The following is a 16,499-nucleotide window of genomic DNA, read 5'->3' on the forward strand; positions in this document are numbered from 1 at the left end:
AGCACGGTTTGAGAAAGACATTTTCATGAGCTTTTTGACCCTTACCCATCTGCAGAAGTCCTTCGGCGCGACAAAGGTCGTGCACGACTTCAACATGACCATCGAAAAGGGCGAGTTCGTCTCGTTCCTGGGACCGTCCGGATGTGGCAAGACGACGGTCCTGCGAATGATCGCCGGCTTCGAGATGCCGTCAGGCGGAACGATCGAGATCGACGGCAAGGATCAGACCAACCTCAAGCCGAACCAGCGCACCATCGGCATGGTGTTCCAGGCCTATGCGCTGTTCCCGAACATGAACGTCTTTGACAACGTCGCGTTTGGCCTGAAAGTGGCCGGCAAGCCGAAGGCGGAGATCGAGACGCGGGTGAAGGAGATGCTGAAGCTGATCCACCTGGAGCACCTGGCCGACCGCTATCCCTACCAGATGTCCGGCGGTCAGCAGCAGCGCGTGGCGCTTGCCCGGGCACTGGCGCCAGCGCCGCAGGTGCTGCTGCTGGACGAGCCGCTGTCGGCGCTCGATGCCAAGATCCGCGTCTCGCTGCGGGAAGAAATCCGCCTGATCCAGCGCAAGCTCGGCATTACCACCGTCTTCGTCACCCATGACCAGGAAGAGGCCCTGTCGATCTCCGACCGCATCGTCGTGATGAACGGCGGCCGCGCCGACCAGATCGGCACGCCGGCCGAGATCTACAATCGTCCGACCACCCGTTTCGTCGCCAACTTCGTCGGCACCCTCAATGTCGTCGAAGCACACGTGATTGACGCCACCTCCGGCACCTTGCGGGTCGGGGAACAGACGCTCGTCCTGCCGCAGCCGATCACCGACCAGCGGAATGGCGCGGCAGTGTCGCTCGCCTTCCGGCCGGAGGCGGCGTCCCTCGCCTCGCCCACCGTCGCCGACGCTGCCCTTGCCGGCACCGTTCTGTCATCCAGCTTCCTCGGTTCCGTCGTGCGCACGAAGGTCGACCTCGGCGGCAACACGATCTCCTTCGACATGTTCAACGACCCCAATTCGCAACCGCCGCGGGTCGGCGAGCGGGTGGCGCTGCGCCTGTCGCCCGAGAGCCTGATGGTTCTCGGCGAATGACCGCCTGAGCCGAGATAGCAGCATGCGCATCGACATCATCGACACGATCACCGATCCGGGCAAGGCTGGCCGCGCCAATGAGGACCGGTTGGGCTTCAACCGCGACGCCGCCTTCGTGCTCGACGGCGCGACCGGCCTCGGCGACCGGCAGTTCATGCCGGCCTACGGGTCGGACGCCGCCTGGATCGCCGAATTCGCAGCCGCGCGGCTGACCGACAGTTTCACGGCAAACGCCGACGTCCGGCAGACGGTCCGGACGATCTCCGCTGCTGCGCGTACGGCTTTTGCGGCCGTCGCCGGCGACCACCCCCGCTATGCCTGGCCACTCGCCGCCTTCGCAGCACTTCGGGCAACGCCGCAGGCTCTGCAGTTCTGCGGCTTCGGCGACAGCGTCGTCTACATCCTGCACGACGACGGCCGGGCGGAAACCTTCACCGCTCTGCCCGAGGCTCCCGTTCGCGAACAGGCGGCCGCCCGCATCCATGTCGAACGGTTGGGTGGCATCGGCGCCGGCGGTATCGCCACCAGCGATCCGCAGACGCTCGAACAGCTGCGACGCAGTCGCGAGCGACAGAATACGAACGAAGGAACCGTCTGGTCGTTCGGGCTGGTGCCGGAGGCGGCCGACCACCTGGTGACGCAGGACGTGGTGATGACCGGCGGCGCGACCGCCATCATCTGCTCCGACGGGTTGGCCGATCTGGTCACTCTCTACGGTGCCTATGACGCGGGTGGGCTCGTGCGCCGCGCGGCGACGGCCGGCCTGAGGCCGCTGCTGGGAGAGTTGCGGAGGTTCGAGCGGGAGCTTGATCCGGACGGGTTGACCTATCCGCGTTTCAAGCAGTCGGATGACACGACCGCCATCCTCTGCCGCCTTGAGATCTGACGCAATTCGTCAACATCTGGAGAGACTTGCAGGCTGTTGCGGAATCGCTTCGGCAATGCGTTGAACCAATTTCTGAGGCGAGATTGCCGACGTCCTGCTGTGCCGTTCCGGTCGCAGTCTGGCTCCCGGCCACTGGACTGTTACAGGCTACACCAGATTCTGCTTGAAATGACTGTCTCGACGGGTAACGAGACAGGGTCACCGTCCGAAACAAGGTCATCAGCATGTCCCCGACCACGCCCGTTGCGGCCGCGCCGCATCGCCTCACTTCACAGGACTACCGCACGCTTGGGCTTTCCGCTCTCGGCGGCGCTCTGGAATTCTACGATTTCATCATCTTCGTCTTCTTTGCGACCGTCATCGGCCACCTGTTCTTTCCGCCGGACATGCCCGACTGGATGGTGACCATCCAGACGTTCGGAATCTTCGCCGCCGGCTATCTCGTGCGGCCGGTGGGCGGCATCATCATGGCGCATTTCGGCGACCGCTTCGGCCGCAAGAAGGTTTTCACCTTCTCCATCCTGCTGATGGCGCTGTCGACGCTAGGCATGGCGGCGATGCCGACCTATGCGACGATCGGCATCGCCGCACCGATCCTGCTGATCGTCATGCGCATCCTGCAGGGGGCGGCGATCGGCGGTGAGGTGCCGGGCGCCTGGACCTTCGTTGCCGAGCACGTGCCGTTCCGCCGTGTCGGCTTTGCCTGCGGCTTCCTCTGCTCGGGCCTCACACTCGGCATCCTGCTCGGCTCGTTCATCGCAACGATCATCAATACCGTCTTCACGCCCGAGCAGGTCTCGGCCTTCGCCTGGCGCATCCCGTTCCTGCTCGGCGGCATCTTCGGCCTCGTCGCCGTCTACCTGCGCCGCTGGCTGCAGGAAACGCCGATCTTCGCCGAGATGAAGAAGAGCCGTGCGCTGGTGCGCGAACTGCCGCTGAAGGCGGTGCTACGCGATCATCCGCGCGGCGTGATCATCTCCATGCTGCTGACCTGGGTGCTGTCGGCCGGCATCGTCGTCACCACGCTGATGACCGCCACCTTCCTGCAGAAGCTCTACGGCTACAGCGCACAGGTCTCGCTCGCCGCGACGAGCTTCGGCACGCTCTTCCTGATCGTCGGCACGGCGTCTGCCGGCGCCATCGTCGACCGCGTCGGCTCGGGGCGTTTCTTCACCGTCGCCAGCCTGTTCTTCGGCATCGCGACCTTCGCCTTCTACACCTATGCCGGCGTCTCGATGACCGTGCTCTTTGCCCTCTACGCGGTGATGGGTCTGGCGGTCGGCATGGTCGGCGCGGTGCCCTACGTGATGGTGCGGGCGTTCCCGGCGCATGTCCGCTTCAGCGGCCTGTCCTTCTCCTACAACGTCGCCTACGCGATCTTCGGCGGCCTGACGCCGCTCGCCGTCAGCGCCATGCTGCCGGTCAACCCGATGGCGCATGCCTGGTACCTGGTGTTCATCGCCGCGCTGACCTTCGTGCTGGGCCTCTACCTGATGGCCCGGGGCGACGAGATCGAAGCTGAGGTCGGCATCGAGGAACTGGCACACAGGACCGCATCGCGGGCCTGATCTCGCTACCTGAAGACAAGCAAAACCCGCGGAAGGCGTTCGCCTCCGCGGGTTTTTCATGTCTGGTATTCGGCTCAGATCACGCGGCGTCGTCGACCGCGTCCTCGGGCTTTGCCGGCACGTAGTTGAGGACCGGTCCAAGCCAGCGCTCGATCTCTTCCACGGGCATGTTCTTGCGCCGCGAATAGTCTTCCACCTGATCGCGCTCGACCTTGGCCACGCCGAAATAGTAACTGTCGGGATGGCCGATATAGAGGCCGGAGACCGACGAGCCGGGCCACATGGCATAGCTTTCCGTCAGGACCACGCCGGTGGTGTCTTCGGCCTTCAGCAGATCGAACAGCGTCCGCTTTTCCGTATGGTCGGGCTGCGCCGGATAACCGGGTGCCGGACGGATGCCGGCATAGGTTTCCGAAATCATGTCTTCCGGCGTCAGCGTCTCGTCGGTCGCATAACCCCAGTATTCGCGCCGCACCTGTTCGTGCATGCGCTCGGCGAAGGCTTCGGCAAAACGGTCGGCCAGCGCCTTGACCAGGATCGACGAGTAATCGTCGTTCGCCCGCTCGAAGCGCTCGGCGATCGCCACCTCCTCGATGCCGGCGGTGACGACGAAGCCGCCGACATAATCCTGCTTGCCGCTTTCGACGGGTGCGACGAAGTCGGACAGTGCCACGTTCGGGCGGCCGTCGCGCTTCGACAGCTGCTGGCGCAGCGTGAAGAAGGTCGCCAGTTCGTCCGTGCGGCTGTCATCGGTAAACAGGCGGATATCGTCGCCGATGCTGTTTGCCGGCCAGAAGCCGATCACGGCGCGCGGCCGGAACCACTTCTCGTCGATGATCTTCTTCAGCATCGCCTGGGCGTCGCTGAACAGCTGGCGGGCAGCCTCGCCCTGCTTTTCATCCTGGAGAATGGCCGGGTAACGGCCCTTCATTTCCCAGGTCTGGAAGAACGGCGTCCAGTCGATATAGGTGGCGAGCTCCTCAAGCGAGTAATCCTCGAACACCTTCGTGCCGAGGAACGACGGCGTCTTCGGCTTAAAGGCCGCCCAATCGACCTTCTGGGCATTGGCACGCGCGCGGGCGATCGGCAGGCGGATCTTGTCCGCTTCCGAGCGGGCGTGGGCCGCGGCAACCTTGGCATATTCGGCACGGATGTTGGCGACGTAGTCCTCGCGGCCACCTTCCGCCAGAAGGTTGGATACCACGCCGACAGCGCGGCTGGCATCAGTGACGTAGACAGCCTGGCCGGCACTATATTTCGGGTGGATCTTGACCGCCGTGTGGACGCGGCTGGTCGTCGCGCCACCGATCAGCAGCGGCACGTCAAACCCCTGACGCTCCATTTCGGATGCCACATGCACCATCTCGTCGAGCGACGGCGTGATCAGCCCTGACAGGCCGATGATGTCGACCTTCTCGGCGATTGCCGTCTCGAGGATCTTGGTCGCCGGCACCATGACGCCGAGATCGATGATCTCGTAGTTGTTGCAGGCCAGCACGACGCCGACGATGTTCTTGCCGATGTCGTGGACGTCACCCTTGACCGTCGCCATCAGCACCTTGCCGGCCGACTGTCGCTGGCTGCCGCCGTTCAGGCGCTTTTCCTCTTCCATGTAGGGAAGAAGAACCGCCACGGCCTGCTTCATCACGCGGGCCGACTTCACCACCTGCGGCAGGAACATCTTGCCCGAGCCGAACAGGTCGCCGACGACGTTCATGCCGGCCATCAGCGGCCCTTCGATGACGTGCAGCGGCCGGTCAGCGCTCTGGCGGGCCTCTTCGGTATCGGCTTCGATATAGTCGGTGATGCCGTTCACCAGTGCATGCTCGAGGCGCTTGGCAACCGGCCATTCGCGCCAGCTGAGATCCTGCACCCGAGCTTCCTTGCCGGCCGCGCCGCGGTAGCGTTCGGCAACGGTCAGCAGACGCTCCGTGCCATCCGGCCGGCGGTTGAGCACGACGTCCTCGCAGGCCTCGCGCAGGTCGGCATCGATGTTCTCGTAGATCGCCAGCTGGCCGGCGTTGACGATGCCCATATCCATGCCGGCCTGAATGCAGTGGTACAGGAACACCGCATGCATCGCCTCGCGCACCGGCTCGTTGCCGCGGAACGAGAAGGACAGGTTCGACACGCCGCCGGAGATATGCACGAGTGGCATTTCCTGGCGGATCGTGCGGGTCGCCTCGATGAAGTCGACGCCGTAATTGTTATGCTCGTCGATGCCGGTCGCGACCGCAAAGATGTTGGGGTCGAAGATGATGTCTTCCGGCGGGAACCCGCCCTGCTCGGTCAGGATCTTGTAGGCACGGCGGCAGATCTGCACCTTGCGATCATAGGTATCGGCCTGGCCCTGCTCGTCGAACGCCATGACCACGACCGCGGCACCATAGCGACGGATCAACTGCGCCTGCCGGATAAAATTCTCCTCGCCTTCCTTCAGCGAGATGGAATTCACGACCGCCTTGCCCTGCACGCATTTGAGACCGGCCTCAATGATCTCGAACTTCGACGAGTCGATCATGACCGGAACCCGCGCGATGTCCGGCTCGGCAGCGATGAGGTTCAGGAACTCGACCATCGCGCGGCCCGAATCGATCAGGCCCTCGTCCATGTTGATATCGATGATCTGCGCCCCGTTCTCCACCTGGTCGCGGGCAACCGCGAGCGCCGAGGTGTAGTCGGCAGAGGTGATCAGCTTGCGGAACTTCGCCGAGCCGGTGACATTGGTGCGCTCGCCGACGTTGACGAACGGGATGTCCTTGGTGAGCGTGAAAGGTTCGAGGCCCGACAGCGACATGAACGAGCGATGCTCGGGCAGCTGGCGCGGCTTGAACGGTGCAACCGCTTCGGCAATCGCCCGGATATGGTCGGGCGTCGAGCCACAGCAGCCGCCGATGACATTGATCAGGCCTTCCCGGGCGAATTCCTTTACCTGACGGGCCATGTCGTCCGGCGACTGGTCGTATTGGCCGAACTCGTTCGGCAGGCCGGCATTCGGATAGGCGCAGACGAAGGTGTCGGCGATCGCCGAGACCTCCTGCAGATGCGGCAGCATGGCATCGGCGCCGAGTGCGCAGTTGAAGCCGATGGTGAACGGGTTGGCGTGGCTGATCGAGTTCCAGAAGGCGGTCGGCGTCTGGCCCGACAGCGTCCGGCCGGAAAGGTCGGTAATCGTGCCCGAGATCATCACCGGCAGACGGATGCCCTTTGCGGCAAAACGCTCCTCGCAGGCGAAAATCGCCGCCTTGGCGTTCAGTGTGTCGAAGATCGTCTCGATCAGGATGATGTCGGCGCCGCCGTCGATCAGGCCGTCGATCTGTTCCGAATAGGCAAGCCTCAGGTCGTCGAAGGAGACGGCACGGTAACCTGGATTGTTGACGTCCGGCGAAATCGACGCGGTGCGGTTGGTCGGCCCAATGGCGCCGGCGACGAAGCGACGCTTGCCGTCTTCACGGGTTGCCCGCTCGATTGCCCGGCGCACCACCTGCGCGCCTTCCTTGTTGAGATCGTAGACGGCGCCTTCCATCTCATAGTCGGCCTGCGCGATACGCGTCGACGAGAAGGTGTTGGTCTCGATGATGTCGGCGCCCGCCATCGCATAGCGATAGTGAATGTCCTCGATCGCCTGCGGCTGGGTGAGGATCAAGAGGTCGTTATTGCCCTGCTGATGGCAGGCGCAGCCGATAAACCGGTCACCGCGAAAATGGTCTTCGTCGAAGCCGAGGCCCTGGATCTGCGTGCCCATGGCGCCGTCGAGGATGAGGATCCGTTCGCTCGCCGCCTTGGCGAGCGCCTCGAAGATTTCCCGCCCGTCGCGCGCAGCACCTTCGGGACCGAATAGATGATCGAACACGGACGTTCTCCTCAGGCTCGTCATGGATCAAGGTTGATCACATAAACATATCTTTATGTCAACATACAGCGAATTTTGGGCGGTATCCCGGATGGCTCATGACATGCCTCCGCCCGGACGGTATAGGCATGTTCGACCATCATTCCAAGTTTCGGGAGACTTCATGATCGCCGACGGACCGCTTCCCGCCCTGTGGGCAGACCGCCCTTATCATCGCAAGTGGCTTTTGTCGCAGGCGGAAGCGCTGATGGATTTCTTCCAGGTCCGCGCGATCAATCCCAAGGGCGGCTTCTACGACCTCGATACGACGGGCACCCCCCTGGACACTGACAACCCGGCGCGCGGCATTCACGCAAGCGCCCGCATGGTGCATTGCTTCGCCATCGCTGACCTGATGGGCCGTCCAGGTGCCGCTGACGTTGTCGATCACGGCATGCGCTATCTCTGGGAAAAGCATCGCGACCAGACGCATGGCGGCTACTTCTGGCAGGCAAACGACGACGGCCCGGCCGACGCCTCAAAGCAGGGTTACGGGCACGCCTTCGTACTTCTCGCCGCATCTTCTGCCAAGGTCGTCGGCCACCCGCTCGCCGACCGCATGCTCGCCGACATCACCGAGGTCATCGAGACCAGGTTCTGGGAGGACAGCCACGGCGCGATCGCCGAGGAATTCTCCGCTGACTGGCAGCCGGTGCCCGGCTATCGCGGCCAGAATTCCAACATGCACCTGACCGAAAGCCTGATGGCGGCCTTCGAGGCAACCGGCGAGACGCATTATCTGCGGAAGGCCGAGCGCATCGCCGACCTCCTGATCAACCGGCGCGCCCGCGAGGAAGGCTTTAGGGTCGCCGAGCATTTCAACGAGAACTGGGTGGTCGACCGCAACTATTACCATACCAACGAGATGTTCCGCCCCGCCGGCACGACGCCCGGCCACTGGCTGGAATGGGCGCGCCTGCTGCTTCAGCTCCATGCGCTCGGCGGCAAGCGCCACGCCTGGATGCCGGAAGCGGCGACCGCCCTCTTCGAGCGTTCGATGACGCTCGGCTGGGACAAGGAAAACGGTGGTTTCTTCTACACGCTCGACTGGCAGGACAGACCGGAGAAGACGGCCAAGCTCTGGTGGCCGATGTGCGAGGCGGCCGGTGCGGCGCACTTCCTCAATGCCCATGTGCCAGACGCTTTCCATGAGGGGAGCTACCGGACGATCTGGTCGAAGATCGCCGACAACTTCATCGATCGCGACAATGGCGGCTGGCACGAGGAACTGACCGAGGATCTCGTTCCGGCGCATACGCTGTTTCCCGGCAAGGGCGACATCTACCACGCGCTGCAGGCCTGCCTGATCCCGCTGTTTCCGGCAACCGGAAGCCTCACCAAGGTGATCCGCGAAAACGGCGCCTCCCTCTGACGTGACGATCTGCGGGCACGCGGAGGCCGCATGCTTTGATCGTCGCTCGGACTAGCGGGCGACGATCATCTGCCGGAGACGATCCTCCTCGCGCACGCCATTGACGTAGAGTTCGATGATGGTTGCCGCCAGCAGGCTGGCCTCGACGCTGTTGCGGGCAAAACCCTGCCGCGACAGGGCGGTGTCGAATACGCGCTGCAGCATCGCCAGTTCGTCTGGCGCGAGCACGCCATACGGAACAGCCTGATCCTTGATCATCGGAATCACCTGTCATGCTTGGACAAAAGGCAGCCGCATCATGCGGAGGCCGGAGGGAAACCGTCGCGCTGAACGCCAGCGGGGGTCGGCGGTTTCCCTCACCACCAGGGATGGTAGATCGAATTTACTCGCATCCTCGACCGCGTCTTGCACAGAAGGCGCATGGCGTTACCAGATCCTTGCGTCCCGTTCTGGAACGTTCCGTTCTGGCACAGGCTTGTCGAGCGAACGGTGCGACATCAACTCAACGGGACTGGCCAAATCTCGGCGGCCGCAGTAGGAGACGCAGCCACCGGATCCCAGCCAGACCATGATGAAACCGACACTCCTCAGCCTCTTTGCCCTGTCCTTCGCCCTCGACGCATCAGCACAGACACCGCAGCCATCACCAGCGACGCCAGTGGCAGTCACTCTGCCTGCCACGCCGCTGCCGCATGCTGCCGCCACGCCAGCCAGAAGATCGCCAAAGCTGCTCGAACCGGCGCTGCATGTGAAGGGTTCGGGAGACAAGGCGCGTCCGCGGATCGCGCTGACATTCGATGCCTGCATGGGCAAAGCCGACGAGCGGATCCTCTCGGTGCTGGTGGGCGAGCAGATCCCGGCGACGATCTTCGTCACCGCCCGCTGGCTGCGGAGCAATCCGGATACCGTCGCGATTTTCAAAGCCCACCCCGACCTGTTCGAACTGGAGAACCACGGCGAGAACCACGTGCCCGCAATCGACGTGCCGGTGTCCGTCTACGGCATCGCCGCGGCCGGCTCGACTGCCGCGGTGCTGCAGGAGGTGTCAGGTGGTGCGAATGCGATGCAGACCGCCGGCCTTGACGCACCACGCTGGTTCCGTGGCTCGACCGCGAAATATGACCTCAGCGCCATCCGCCAGATCCGCGGCATGGGCTATCGGATCGCCGGTTATTCAGTGAACGGAGACGGCGGCTCGCTCCTCGGAGCGGGCGTCACGGAAAAGCGTATCGGTGCGGCGAAGGATGGCGACGTGGTGATCGCCCACATCAATCAGCCCACACACGCGGCAGGCGAAGGCGTTGCAAAGGCGCTGCTGTCGCTGAAGCGCCGCGGCGTCGAGTTCGTCAGGCTGTCCGAGGCGGAGGACCTCGGAGACGACGAAACGACTCGCTGAAGTCTGGCTACCTGTAGAGCGTTCTGTTCAGCGTGAGGTGCGTTCCGCCTGCGGCAAAAGCAGGGCTGCATCGAGGCGGTGATAGAACGCGTCGGCATTCGCCTGCAGCAGGCGCGTCTTCAGCCGCTCCACTTCGACGCGCGCTGTCTGGTTCAGGAGGCTCGCAAGTTCCGCGTCTTCGACGCCGTCTGCCTTCATCAGCAGGGCGATCAGAGGGTCGCTTGCAAGATCGTTGAGCGTCAGTTCCGGTTTCATCGTCTTTGTCCTCCGTGCATGCGAATCACTATGCGGATGGATTACGACAAAAATGTCTCGGAGGAAAAAAGTAGCCGCTGTCACCTGCGCTCGAGAGTTTTCCACTGTTCTGCTGAAGACCCATAGAACACAGCCAAGCTAATGCAGGCCAGAATCCCGCAGGCCTCTCGGATAAAGCGCCTGCGCAGGCTAGCTCGTATGGTGTGGAAAACCTGTGGAAATCCCGCCCGCGCTCAGCACCGCGTTGTCCGTTTGTTCGATCTTCGTTCCGCATTCGCCACCGCGTTCGCACCGTCGGTTCCCAAGCCTCGTCATACGGCCGTTAACCATTTTCCTCCAGACTGGAACCGGCCGGCAGACGACGCGTTGTGGACCTCGGATGGAGACAGACGACATGAAGCAGAAGATTTTCGATTGGCTGGGCGTGCAGGACGCGCTGGAGGCAACCGGCACATATGCGGATGGTGTTTTCTACCTCACCCGCGACGAAACGATCGTCGAGACGCGCAGCGAACGCCTGCGGATATCCTACGGTCGAGACTTCCGCACAGCTCACCGTATTGCCGATACCGTGCCGGTTCTTCACTGACCGTTTCGTCTACTGGCTGACATACGCATCCGTGACCGCCGTTTCGGTCCGCCTCAACTTGTCTTAACCGGAAAAACTCCTATAACCTCCGTGAATTACGGGTGCGGCGGGGTTTTTTGCACATGTTTCGGCGTACGGGACTTTCGGGGCTCGATCTAGACCAACTTTTCATCGTGTCACCCAACCCATACGTGATCCTGGACCAGGACTTCACGATGCTGGGCGTCAACGACGCCTACCTCGACGTCACTATGCAGGGTCGCGAATCGATCATCGGCCGGAACATGTTCGACGTGTTCCCCAGCGATCCCGAATCCGTACATGGGAAGATGCTGCGCCAATCGCTGGCGAAAGTGTTCCGCACCGGTCAGGTGGATCACCTGCCGCTGATCACCTATCCGATCGCACGCCCCGACGGCAGCCTGGCCGAACGTTACTGGAGTGCGACCCACACTCCCATCAAGGACGATACCGGTGACGTGCGGCTCCTCCTCCAGCACACGGTTGACGTGACCGAACTGCATCTGCTGCGCCAGGCCAATCCCGAGGCGACCTTCCAGATCCAGACCGATGTCATGCGCCGGGCCGATGCCGTGCAGGGCGAAAACCTGGCGCTGGGCGAGGAACGTGAATACCTGCGCAGTCTGTTCGAGCAGGCGCCCGGCTTCATGGCTGTTCTGCATGGCCCCGAACATATCTTCGAAATCACCAATGCCGCCTACGAGACTGTCGTCGGGCGCGGCGGCCTGAGCGGCCGGACGGTTCGCGATGCCCTTCCCGACCTCGTCGGACAGGGTTTCTACGAGCTTCTCGACAAGGTGTATCGGACCGGCGAGTCCTACAGTGCGTTTGGCGCGCGGATCAGCCTGAAGCCGACGAAGGTGGACGACGCCGAAGAGCGGTTCCTCGATTTCATCTACCAGCCGCTGCGCGACCAGTCGGGCAATGTCAGCGGCATCTTCGTCCAGGGTCACGACGTCACGCAGCTGAAGCGCGCGCAGGAGGCTGCCCGCGAGAGCGAGGACCGGTTCCGCACGCTTGCCCAGTCGATGCCCGACCATGTCTGGACGGCGACCGCCCAAGGTGTGCTGGAATGGTGCAATCCGGCGATGCTCAGCTATGCCGGATGGCTGAACGAGGCTGCCGTGCCGGAAAGCTTTGCCGTGCTGCTGCCGCCGACCGAAAGCGACCGCATCCGCGGGCTGTGGCGGGCGACACTGGCATCGGGCGAAAACTTCCAGTCGGAGCTGCGCCTGCGCGGTCATGACGGCAACTACCGCTGGTTCATCACCCGTGCCGTGCCGATCCGCAACGCCGACGGCCAGATCGTCCGCTGGGTCGGCACCAACACCGACATCGAGGATCAGAAGAAGACCGAGAGCCGGCTGGAAAGCCTCGCGACCACTCTCGAAAGCCGTGTGGAAGAGCGCACAGCCGAACTGCTGAAGACCCAGGAAGTGCTCCGCCAGAGCCAGAAGATGGAAGCGATCGGCAATCTGGCAGGCGGCATCGCCCACGACTTCAACAATCTGCTTCAGGTCATCACCGGCAATCTGCAGCTGCTGGCCCGCGACATCGGCGGCAACGAGGCTGCCGAGCGGCGGTTGAACAGCGCGCTTGCCGGCGCGACCCGCGGCGCGCGCCTGGCATCGCAGCTGCTGTCCTTCGGTCGTCGCCAGCCGTTGGCGCCCAAGGTCATCAATCTCGGGCGCCTGGTGCGTGAGATGGACCATCTGATGCGCCGCAGCCTCGGCGAGGCGATCGAGATCGACACGATCGTCGGCGGCGGGCTGTGGAACACCCAGGTCGATCCGTCGAACGTCGAGAATGCGCTTCTGAACCTCGCGATCAACGCCCGCGACGCGATGGACGGCCACGGTCGCCTGACCATTGAGCTCGGCAACGCCTATCTCGACGACCATTATGCGCAGAATGCCTTTGACGTCGAGGCCGGCCAATATGTCATGCTGGCGGTCAGCGACACCGGCTGCGGCATGCCGGCCGATATCCTGGCGCGCGCCTTTGATCCCTTCTTCACCACCAAGCCGGAGGGCAAGGGAACGGGCCTCGGCCTGTCCATGGTCTACGGCTTCGTCAAGCAGTCCGGCGGTCACATCAACATCTACAGCGAACCCGGCAGCGGCACGACTGTGCGCATCTACCTGCCCCGCTCTATGCAGAGCGAGGACGTCCTCACCGAAGACGTCGGCGGTCAGGTCACCGGCGGCAGCGAAACCATCCTCGTTGTCGAGGACGACGATGCGGTCCGCGACATCACCGTCAGCCTGCTGCTGGATCTCGGCTACAAGGTGCTGAAGGCCCGCGACGCCGACAGCGGCCTGGCGATCATCGAGAGCGGCGTTCAGATCGACCTGCTGTTCACCGACGTCGTGATGCCCGGTCGCCTGAAGAGCAGCGAACTCGCCCGCAAGGCCAAGGAACGGCGGCCCGATATCGAGGTGCTGTTCACGTCGGGCTACACGGAAAATTCGATCGTCCATGGCGGTCGCCTGGATCCTGGCGTCAACCTGTTGAGCAAGCCCTATGCGCGCGAGACTTTGGCGCGCAAGATCCGCTCGCTGCTCGACCGGGCGCGAGAACGGGCGGCGCTCAATGGCACAGGCGCCGGCGAACAGTCGCCCACCACTCCAGTGCCCAGCTCGATCCGCGTCCTGTTCTGCGAAGACGAGGCGCTCATCCGCATCTCGACGGCCGATTACCTGCAGGATTTCGGCTTCACTGTCGTCGAAGCCGGGACCGGTGGCGAAGCGCTTGAGGCCATGGACGGCGCGGCGATCGACATCCTGGTCACCGATGTTCACCTTCCGGACATGAACGGTCTTGATCTTCTGCACAGGGTACGCGAGGTACATCCAGACCTGCCGGTGATCTTCGCCACGGGCGACATGCATGTGCCCGGATCGGAAGCCTTGGAAAAGGCGAGCCTGATCACCAAGCCCTACGACTACGACCTGCTGGCAAAGCGGATCAGGGACATGGTGGCTGGCAGCTGACCACCAGAATCGGGCGCTGGCCGTCAGGCAGGCGGGACACAGCTGCGACCTCACGCCGCGGCTGCACGCAAGGCGTGGTCGCCCCCGAGGCCCGGACAAAACTTGACAAGCGCACTCATATCATCTATCTGAAACCATTGAATTTACGTGTAAATGATGCCGTTTGCGCGGCCATGTTCTCCCGTCAACGTCAAAGCAGCAGATGCGTCCATGGGTGGTTCGTGGGCGCCTGTCGTGTGCCGCCATCGATGCGGGTCGAATGGTTCAATCAAAGCAGACAGTTGATCGTGTTCTATCGCGCAGTCATCTGAAAGCCTGCAGCTGGGACCAGCTTTCAAGCATGCAGTTGACGACGATGAAATCGGCAGACGGCATGACGGCATAGACGCCGGAATGTCGGCTGACAAAGCCTCGAAACATGATATTGCCCACGCTTGCCGGCGAAGCAGGATGCAGAGCCGGACGAAATTACCCCGGCGGCCAGTGACGGTGTCGATGTCGCTACGCCGCACGGATGTGCCCGGCCCGCCGACGAACGTGTTTCGGACGCGATGCCAGAGGCTGAACAAGGAAGACGTTTTATGACTGCCGATGCAGCCACCACGAAGGCACCACAGCAGGACACCGCAGCCGCATGGCTGAAGATCCTGTCGAAATACCGTCAGCCCCGGTTCGGCCGCAGCGCCTTCGAGCTCGCCGTCACCGTTCTGCCGTTCGTCGCCTTCTGGGCCGGCGCCTGCATCTCGGTCTACTACGGCTTCTGGCCTGGGCTGATCCTGATCCTGCCGGCCTCCGCCTTTCTGCTGCGGCTGTTCATGATCCAGCACGATTGCGGTCACGGCTCGTTCTTTGCCCGTCGCCGCCTCGATGACTGGACCGGACGCGTCATCGGCGTCTTCACGCTGACCCCTTACGATTACTGGCGCAAGGCGCATGCCAGCCACCACGCCACGGCCGGTAATCTGGATGAGCGCGGCGTCGGCGACATCACCACGCTGACGGTCGAGGAATATCGCAGCCGCTCCTGGTCCGGCCGGCTTGGCTACCGTCTCTACCGGCACCCGCTGGTGATGTTCGGCATCGGTCCCGCCTGGCTGTTCCTGTTCAAGCAGCGCCTGCCCTTCGGCATGATGCGTTCCGGTCGCCTGCCCTGGGTCTCGACCATGGCCACCAATCTGGCGGTTGCCGTCCTGACGGTGCTGATGATCTGGGCCGTCGGTCTGGTGCCCTTCATCCTCGTGCATCTGCCGACAGTCCTGCTCGCAGGCGCCGCCGGCGTCTGGCTGTTCTACGTCCAGCACCAGTTCGAGGAGACGCACTGGTCGACCTCGGAGGAATGGCAGTTCCCGCAGGCCGCGCTGCATGGCGCGTCGCATTACGATCTGCCGCCGGTGCTGCGCTGGCTCACCGGCAATATCGGCGTCCACCACATCCACCACCTGTCGAGCCGCATTCCGGGCTACCGGCTGCCGGAAGTGCTCGTCGACCATCCGGAACTTGCCGGCATCGGTCGCATCACGCTGTGGCAGAGCATTCAGTGTGTGCGGTTGGCGTTGTGGGACGAGAAGGCCGGCAAGCTCGTCTCGTTCCGCGAAGCCTCGACGCGTGCCGTGGCGGCCTGAGCAATCCCGCCGGCCTCGCGTCAGGGGCCGGTCTTGCCGGGCGGCTTCGCCCATGGCGAGGTGCTGGGCGATCCAGCCTCGACCGTCGGCTCGCTCGGCGCGGGCTGCGCCTCTGCATCGCCGACGTTCTTTTCCAGTAGATCCCTGAGGGCCGCAGCTTCCGGCCGATCGCCGGTTACCTCGAGGAAGCTCCTGACGTCGAGCCGCGTCTCCATGCCGCCGGATGGCAGATTGGCGCGGTGAATGACCGTGTCCTCGCCCGGCGTCGGGCCGCGCTCCAGCAGCCATCGATCTCCGTTCGAGCTTGCGCTAAATTGGATCGGGTCTCCGCTCATCATCGATCTCCCAAGGTTGAAGCGCAGCATTTCCAGCGCGCCTGGAGAGCACAGCTCCTTCGCCTGAACGGGCAGCGGCGCAAAAGGATGCGTCGCGTCAGACCTGGCGATCGGGCGATGTCTTCTTGAGCTTGGTCCATAGCAGCCGGCAGCCCCAGAGACCGAGGATCACCAGATCGACGGCGAGGAACAACAGGAAGTAGTGATAGATCTGCAGGTCGCCGAACATCCCTCAGGCCACCGGCGTGCGCGGAGCATGCGCGGCCATGAGGCGAAAATAGTGTTCGGCGTGCTGGTAATAATTCTCCGCCTCGATGCGTTCGCCGGCAGAGCTCTTTTCGCGCGCAAGCGCCAGGTAGTGCTCGTAGGTCTGCCGATCGCTTCCCGACCGACGGCTGGATGAATGACTGCTGCGACCGTCCGCGCGCGTGCCGGACTGTCTGCTGGATCTCTGGGAATTGTTCATGAAATCGATGAGGCCGG

At 63.4% G+C, this 16,499-nt stretch carries 14 protein-coding genes; 8 read left to right on the forward strand and 6 right to left on the reverse strand.

Annotation, left to right across the window (positions count from 1 at the left end; all coding sequences use genetic code 11):
• The first annotated feature begins 25 nt into the window (after positions 1–25).
• The 3 genes from AAIH46_RS02950 to AAIH46_RS02960 all read left to right on the forward strand — a co-directional run bounded on the left by AAIH46_RS02950 (position 26) and on the right by AAIH46_RS02960 (position 3,541).
• Complete coding sequence (locus AAIH46_RS02950) at positions 26–1,087, forward strand: ABC transporter ATP-binding protein (RefSeq protein WP_430304042.1); 1,062 nt, start codon at positions 26–28, stop codon at positions 1,085–1,087.
• A gap of 22 nt (positions 1,088–1,109) precedes the next feature.
• Complete coding sequence (locus AAIH46_RS02955) at positions 1,110–1,973, forward strand: hypothetical protein (RefSeq protein ID WP_430304043.1); 864 nt, start codon at positions 1,110–1,112, stop codon at positions 1,971–1,973.
• A gap of 224 nt (positions 1,974–2,197) precedes the next feature.
• Positions 2,198–3,541: an MFS transporter gene (locus AAIH46_RS02960; protein ID WP_430304044.1), complete on the forward strand. Its 1,344-nt coding sequence runs from the start codon at positions 2,198–2,200 to the stop codon at positions 3,539–3,541.
• Positions 3,542–3,620: 79 nt separating this feature from the next.
• On the opposite strand, the gene metH is transcribed toward AAIH46_RS02960, so the two are convergent.
• Complete coding sequence (metH, locus tag AAIH46_RS02965; RefSeq protein ID WP_430304046.1) at positions 3,621–7,394, reverse strand: methionine synthase; 3,774 nt, start codon at positions 7,392–7,394, stop codon at positions 3,621–3,623.
• A 163-nt stretch (positions 7,395–7,557) separates the two neighbouring features.
• On the opposite strand from metH, the gene AAIH46_RS02970 reads away from it, so the two are divergent.
• The gene (locus tag AAIH46_RS02970; protein WP_430304049.1) at positions 7,558–8,805 is read left to right on the forward strand and encodes an AGE family epimerase/isomerase; all 1,248 of its coding nucleotides are present in this window, start codon (positions 7,558–7,560) and stop codon (positions 8,803–8,805) included.
• 51 nt (positions 8,806–8,856) lie between these two features.
• Here the strand turns inward: AAIH46_RS02970 and AAIH46_RS02975 are convergent, their stop codons facing one another.
• Positions 8,857–9,063: a hypothetical protein gene (locus tag AAIH46_RS02975; protein ID WP_430304051.1), complete on the reverse strand. Its 207-nt coding sequence runs from the start codon at positions 9,061–9,063 to the stop codon at positions 8,857–8,859.
• Between the two features lie 313 nt (positions 9,064–9,376).
• On the opposite strand from AAIH46_RS02975, the gene AAIH46_RS02980 reads away from it, so the two are divergent.
• Positions 9,377–10,201 carry a polysaccharide deacetylase family protein gene (locus tag AAIH46_RS02980; protein WP_430304980.1) on the forward strand — a complete coding sequence of 275 codons (825 nt, stop codon included), beginning with the start codon at positions 9,377–9,379 and terminating at the stop codon, positions 10,199–10,201.
• A 27-nt stretch (positions 10,202–10,228) separates the two neighbouring features.
• Here the strand turns inward: AAIH46_RS02980 and AAIH46_RS02985 are convergent, their stop codons facing one another.
• Positions 10,229–10,456: a hypothetical protein gene (locus AAIH46_RS02985; protein WP_430304053.1), complete on the reverse strand. Its 228-nt coding sequence runs from the start codon at positions 10,454–10,456 to the stop codon at positions 10,229–10,231.
• Positions 10,457–10,850: 394 nt separating this feature from the next.
• Here AAIH46_RS02985 and AAIH46_RS02990 point away from each other — a divergent pair, with 394 nt between their 5' ends.
• The 3 genes from AAIH46_RS02990 to AAIH46_RS03000 all read left to right on the forward strand — a co-directional run bounded on the left by AAIH46_RS02990 (position 10,851) and on the right by AAIH46_RS03000 (position 15,681).
• The gene (locus AAIH46_RS02990) at positions 10,851–11,045 is read left to right on the forward strand and encodes a hypothetical protein (RefSeq protein ID WP_430304055.1); all 195 of its coding nucleotides are present in this window, start codon (positions 10,851–10,853) and stop codon (positions 11,043–11,045) included.
• A 122-nt stretch (positions 11,046–11,167) separates the two neighbouring features.
• Positions 11,168–14,059 (forward strand): PAS domain-containing protein, encoded by a 2,892-nt coding sequence (locus tag AAIH46_RS02995; RefSeq protein WP_430304057.1) that lies wholly within the window; start codon positions 11,168–11,170, stop codon positions 14,057–14,059.
• A gap of 581 nt (positions 14,060–14,640) precedes the next feature.
• A complete protein-coding gene (locus AAIH46_RS03000) occupies positions 14,641–15,681 on the forward strand; it encodes a fatty acid desaturase (protein WP_430304059.1) in 1,041 nt (346 codons plus the stop codon).
• A gap of 20 nt (positions 15,682–15,701) precedes the next feature.
• Here the strand turns inward: AAIH46_RS03000 and AAIH46_RS03005 are convergent, their stop codons facing one another.
• The 3 genes from AAIH46_RS03005 to AAIH46_RS03015 form a co-directional block, all read right to left on the reverse strand.
• Positions 15,702–16,016: a hypothetical protein gene (locus AAIH46_RS03005; RefSeq protein WP_430304061.1), complete on the reverse strand. Its 315-nt coding sequence runs from the start codon at positions 16,014–16,016 to the stop codon at positions 15,702–15,704.
• Between the two features lie 97 nt (positions 16,017–16,113).
• Positions 16,114–16,245: a hypothetical protein gene (locus AAIH46_RS03010; protein ID WP_430304063.1), complete on the reverse strand. Its 132-nt coding sequence runs from the start codon at positions 16,243–16,245 to the stop codon at positions 16,114–16,116.
• A 3-nt stretch (positions 16,246–16,248) separates the two neighbouring features.
• Positions 16,249–16,482, reverse strand: coding sequence for a DUF4167 domain-containing protein (locus AAIH46_RS03015; protein ID WP_430304065.1), 234 nt, complete (start codon positions 16,480–16,482; stop codon positions 16,249–16,251).
• Between the last annotated feature and the right edge of the window lie 17 nt (positions 16,483–16,499).

This window comes from Rhizobium sp. 0TCS1.26 (genome assembly GCF_050455525.1).
Lineage (GTDB): Bacteria > Pseudomonadota > Alphaproteobacteria > Rhizobiales > Rhizobiaceae > Neorhizobium.